Raw genomic sequence first — 6137 nt, forward strand, 5'->3', positions numbered from 1 at the left:
AGGACCTTTTGAAACGGTGGGTACCTGGAGTTATAATACTACCAATTGTTATGCCGATACTACTGTTATTGGAGGAAAGAGATATTACTATCGTGTGGCGGAAGTGAATAAAGCGGGTACTGGTGCCTATTCGGATGTTGTTTCGGCTATCCCTTGTTCAGGGAGAGAACTACCTGAAGAGTGGAGCCTTATGAATTTAAGTGGTGCTTCCATATCTTCCGAAGTATCTTATAATCCGGTTAATAATCGTACGTTTAAAGTTTATGGTACAGGAAGTTCCTTTGGTGGCAAAAATGATAATGTTACATATTTGTATGTTCCGGTGAAAAACAATTCAACCATTACTATGCGGTTGTTCGATGCTATAAATTCTGGGGATAAATCGGATCGTACAGGGATAATGATGCGTGAGAGTTTGGATTCTAATTCAAAGATGGCATCGATAGGGTTAGCGGATGATGGCTTTCGGACGGTCTGGTTTGCACCGCGGGCTTCAGCGGGTGCCAATGCCAGTTGGATGAAAGGAAATACCCACACTTGGCTGGAAGTATGGTTCAAGTTAGTACGTGAAGGCAATCTCTTTAAAGGGTATCAGTCACAAGACGGAGTAAAGTGGTTTGAAGTAGGTTCTATGGAGATAAACATGTCCGGTGATTTTTATGCGGGTATTTTTGTCGCTTCATATAACTCAATGCGTGCTTTTATTGATCAGGTTACTGTGACAGACGATTTACATCCACAACTACCGGCACCTACTGGTTTAAAGGTGGAAGCTGAAAACAGTACTTGTGCACGGCTGGAATGGTTACCGGTAGAAGGAGCCTATTGTTATAAAGTGAGTCGTTCTCTCTCTCCTGAAGGACCATTTGAAGTACTTACCGAAACCTGTGAAAATTCGGTGTATACTGATATGAATTTGTCCGAAAATACATATTATTATTATGAGGTTCGTACGGTAAATGTGAGTGGAGACGGCAAAGAAACTGCAACAGTTTCAGTCAAAACCCCAAGTGTGTCCATACCGGGAACTCCCGAAAGACTTAGAGTGTTGCAAGGAAGCGCTAAAGCTTATGTGTCGTGGAAAGCTGTAGATGAGGCTGAAAGTTATACAGTCTATCGTGCTAAGGAGGAGAATGGTGCTTATGATAAGTTGGCTACAATCGGCACTTTGGCTTATACTGATAATTTGCCGGATATGAATGGCTCGTATTATTATAAAGTATCGGCTTCGAATAAGGTGGGAGAAGGACCTTTGACTTCTGCTGTCGCTTTTGTTGCTTCGGAACTGAAAGAACTCCGGTTGCTGAATACTGCCCGGATAATAGGAACTCCGGGTTCATGGGGTGGTATGGGAAATACTTGTGATAAGGCGATGGATGGAAACATAGGAACTTACTTTGATTCTGATGTGGATACCAATGCTTGGGTAGGCTTAGATTTAGGAAGTAATATGCGTGCCACAGTTTCCCGCATAGGATATGCTCCACGTTCCGGTTATGCTTCCCGGCTTTATGGTGGTTGTTTTCAGTTAGCCGATAATAAGGATTTTATTGATCCTGTAACTTTTTATTGCATTGATGTGTACGATACGGAATATTATGTAGTGAGTCATCGTGAAGTAGATATAAATAAGGCTTATCGGTATATGCGTTATTTATCTTCAGGTACGAAGAGTAATTGTAATATAAGTGAGGTGGAATTTTGGGGATACCCCATTGAACTAAAACCACAAACTATTACATTTGAATCTATTCCGAATAAGAGTCTGACTGATAGTAGTTTTGAGTTATCCGCTACGGCAAGCTCTGGTCTGCCTGTTTCGTTTTCCAGTTCTGATCCGGATATAGCAAAGGTAGAGGGTAATCGCGTTTATCTGAAAAATACAGGTCGTTGCGAGATTTATGCAGATCAGGAAGGTGATGATGAGTATGCCATGGCGGAACGGGTAGTACGTACGCTTTTGATTAATCCGACTTCTATTCAGGAAGTAACTTCAGGTACTCCTACATGGTCTGTTTCCCCTAATCTTTGTACTGATTATCTGATTGTTTCAGGAAATGAAATAATAGGTTATGCTTTCTATGCTGTAAATGGATATAAGATATCAGAACATAAGGTGGCTGGGAAGGATTTAAAAATATCTGTGAGTCATTTAACTTCGGGTATGTATTTATTGAAGTTGACGAATGGGACAGCTACAGAGATTAAGAAATTTATAAAAAGGTAGATTGATAGAGAAATAGGTATTGGTTTTAGATAATATAAAGAGGCTGTCACCGGACAGCCTCTTATTTTACATATGTATGCGAGGTAACTATCTGATAGGTTCCATTCTGAACTTCAAATTATATTCTTTATTCTTTTGAATGAGATATTGTGGAAGCGGACCGGGACCACAACTGGCATTTCCAAGACCATTTTGAATGGCATTAATATTCAATATGGTCTCTGCACGACGGAAGTTGCCTAAGTCGTGTCCATAACGAGCAAAGAACAGGTCTTTGTCCGTATAGTGCAATGCGCTGAATTCAAATGGAACATCACCGGAAAAACGGATGCCTGAACCGGCTTTATCTTTCATCTCCAGCCAGCGTGTGTCGCAACGATTACCCATAGATTGGGGGCGGCCATAGTTTTCTCCCATTTCAGATACTGTTTTGGAATAAATACCTAGAAAAGCTGCATCTTTTCTATCCCAATAATTCTCTATAGGACCACGACCGTACCATTCCACTTGTTCCAGTCTTTGACATAGGGACATTTGTAAAGCCAATCGAGGGAGATTGAAATGGTCATTTGTGGTGAATGTGGCATCTACATCGATTGTGCCATTGGCATAAATGGTATAGTTTACACAATATGGGACTGTTATATTATCTATAGTTGCCTCCATTTTTGTGATCACCTTTACATAACTATGATCTTCGGCCAATTGGTAACTGAAATCTTTCACTTCAAAAGCAGTTGGTTTCCAATCACGTTTATTATTACTGATATAGCGGTAACCATTGTAGGTAAGACCTTCATGTCCGTAGATGATATCTGAATTATGATATCTGAGAAGTATCATGCGCGCTTCATCTGTATTGAAAACTGTTTCAAAATTATCAGCTGTGATACGTAACCAGTTTTTGTCCGCCGCCAGCGTAATGGTACCGGAAGATTTGGATGCATGTGCTGCTGTAGTAGGTGTTTGTATGATAAACTGTTCTTCTGCTATAGTATGTCCGGCTTTTCCCCATGAGGTTGTTTCATTCAGAATAACGTATACATTGATATAATATTCACTATTGGTATCAATCATGAGTTGTTTGAATGGAATCCGGATATCTGCACTATGTCCTGCTGGTGTGAATGGCAGTTCTGTTTTTGCAGATTTAATTCGTCTACCATTTTTGTAGATATCATAAATTAAAGAGAAATCCTTTAGATTATAGAAAGCATATTCATTTTTCACTTTCAGAAGTTCTTCTTCCAATTCAAACTTGATGTATTGGTATATCTTCTTTACTTGTAGTAATTTAGCTGTAATCGCACGGTCGGAAGTTATGATGCCGTTGAGGCAGAAATCTTCTTTATTCGGATTGTCACCAAAACTGCCACCGTAATAATACCGGTTATCCGCTTCTCCCGGTTTATTCATACCTTGGTCTACCCAGTCCCAGATACATCCGCCTATCATACGGTTGGACTTGTATTCGATGTAATCCCAGTATTCTTTTAGGTTGCCGATGGCATTGCCCATGGCGTGGGCATATTCACAAAGGAAATAGGGCTTTTCAGAATTCGTTGTATCCATTTTGATCATTACCTCCATCGAGGGATACATGGATGAGTCCATATCTGCTGATTCATTGTATCCCTGATAATGGATAAGTCTGTCGTCCATGGTCCGGATGGCTTCATATACTTTGTAGAAATTATCTCCTTTGCCGCACTCATTACCCATTGACCAGAAAATGACGCACGGATGATTCCGATCACGCTGTACCATGCGTACATTCCGGTCGATAAAAGCGGCCGCCCAACTTTCTATTTTAGGAAGTTCACGGTTTCCGTGACATTCTAAATCTGCTTCGTCCATTACATACATACCATAGTAGTCCATCATTGCATAGAACTTTACATCATTGGGATAATGACTGGTACGCACTGTGTTGATATTATTCTGTTTCATCAATAACAGGTCTTTCATGTATATTTCTGCCGGAATTGCTTTGCCGAGGCGGGGATGTGTATCATGCCTGTTTACACCTTTGAAAATGACAAGTTGGTTATTAATGTATATCTTTTTGTTACGCAACTCAATTTTACGGATTCCATAACGTTGAGTGAGTGCTTCTTTTACGACTCCATATTCATCAATAAGTTCGATGTCGATATTATAAAGATTGGGTATTTCGGCACTCCATAAATTGGGAGATTGGACGGAAAGTTTACCATCCAGGTAAATACTTTCCCCGGATTTTACTTTTCCGGCATTCATCTCGAATTTGTCAATGCATATCTTATTATTATTGATAAGTGATACTCTGATTTTACTGTTATTGACTGTATTTCCCTTATTTGTCAATTCTGTCTTTACTTGAATGGTGGCTGTTTTCAGGTCGTCACTAACGTCGGATTTTAATATGACATCGCGTACATGCATCTTAGGTACACCAATAAGATAGACATCCCGGTGTATACCGGATAAGCGGAACATATCCTGATCTTCCAGATAACTGCCATCTGTCCATCGATAGACTTCACAAGCGAGGATATTTCTTCCCGGTTTTACATATTTAGTTATATTGAATTCCGCATCATTGCTGGCTCCTTGGCTGTAACCAACTTTTTTACCATTGACGAATACATATAAACCGCTGTAACAACCATCAAAATGAATGAAAACCTCACGTTCCTTCCATTCGACGGGTAAAATGAATTCTTTACGATAGGAACCGACAGGATTAGGTTCGTTAACAATGGTATATCCATCTTGGGGCTGAATAAAGGGAGGATTATTCAAAAATGGATATGTAACATTTGTATAGATAGGAGTTCCATAGCCTAATGATTCCCAGGTGGATGGAACAGGAATTTCGGCCCATTCAGAATCATTATAATTCATTTTGTAGAAGTTTACCGGACGTTCAGAAGGTTCTTTTGCCCAGTTGAATTTCCATTGACCATTTAAAAGTTGATAGTAAGATGAATTATTCCGCTTCCAGGGCATTGTGTATGATTCGTCTTTTCTCATTTCTTCGGTATTGGCAAAAGGAATGAAGGTTACATGTCCTTCTTCTTTGTTAATAGCGAATATTTTCTCGTTTTCCCAGTCATTCTTGCTACTGGCTTTGGCTGCAATTTCATGATGAGAATTACGGGTCGTTTGAGCTGTTAAAGGCTTGTACATTGATAGTAGGATAAAGAGGATCGGGAAGATTCTGCTTTTCCATGGAAAAAAATGAAATGTTTTCATGGCATTGTAATATTTTATATGGATTACTATGTCGATAAAACGTTTCATTCTGCCGATTTACCTAATTTATATAAAAGAAAAAGGGATTTAAATCTTTCTGTGTTGAGTAAAAACAAGCCGCTATACGTCTTTTAGTAAAAGATGATACATCAAAAAACAATAATTTACTAACTTTGAAAATATGAAAAGTATTATGGAAACATCATTGAAAAGAATTGTTCATCTGTTACTGTTAGCTGCATTGTCAATATTAACAGTCAATGCCAAAGTTATCAGCTATCCAGCTCCGAAAGGAGAGACTTTATCTTCCGATTATATGGTAGAGGTGGATGGCGTTTCGGTACCCGTTTATATGGCGAAAACACAGCATCATGATAAAAAATATTCGATTGCATATTTTGATTTCTCAGGAACAGTGACTGTTAAAATTAAGAGTAAACTATCTCTGGGTCACTTGAATATATTACCGGATAAATATGCAATTCATCCTTCTGTTAATAAAGATATTGCTACTTTCCATCTGAACGAACCTTGTGATATATCTTTTGAACCGGATGGTTGTAACAGCCCGTTGATTCTATTCTGTAATGAATTGGAAACAGATATTCCTTCAAAGAATGATCCGAATGTTATTTATTTTGGTCCTGGGGAACATAATCCTGAAAACGGTTTG

General features: G+C 39.0%; 2 protein-coding genes and 1 pseudogene. 2 read left to right on the forward strand and 1 reads right to left on the reverse strand.

The window, feature by feature from the left end; all coding sequences use genetic code 11:
* The coding region (locus BACCELL_RS18015) for a fibronectin type III domain-containing protein (RefSeq protein ID WP_007213402.1) at positions 1 to 2227 on the forward strand (2227 nt) is incomplete at its 5' end.
* Between the two features lie 87 nt (positions 2228 to 2314).
* Here BACCELL_RS18015 and BACCELL_RS18020 read toward each other — a convergent pair.
* The gene (locus tag BACCELL_RS18020; RefSeq protein WP_044153973.1) at positions 2315 to 5398 is read right to left on the reverse strand and encodes a glycoside hydrolase family 2 TIM barrel-domain containing protein; all 3084 of its coding nucleotides are present in this window, start codon (positions 5396 to 5398) and stop codon (positions 2315 to 2317) included.
* A 259-nt stretch (positions 5399 to 5657) separates the two neighbouring features.
* Between BACCELL_RS18020 and BACCELL_RS18025 the strand changes: the two are divergent.
* Positions 5658 to 6137, forward strand: a pseudogene (locus BACCELL_RS18025) (glycosyl hydrolase family 28 protein); the annotation flags it as partial.

Origin of the sequence: Bacteroides cellulosilyticus DSM 14838 (assembly GCF_000158035.1) — a bacterium.
Lineage (GTDB): Bacteria > Bacteroidota > Bacteroidia > Bacteroidales > Bacteroidaceae > Bacteroides > Bacteroides cellulosilyticus.

Coding starts and splice junctions, on each gene's coding strand:
- BACCELL_RS18020 (WP_044153973.1), bottom strand. CDS start 5,398: ATGTACAAGCCTTTAACAGCTCAAACGACCCGTAATTCTCATCATGAA.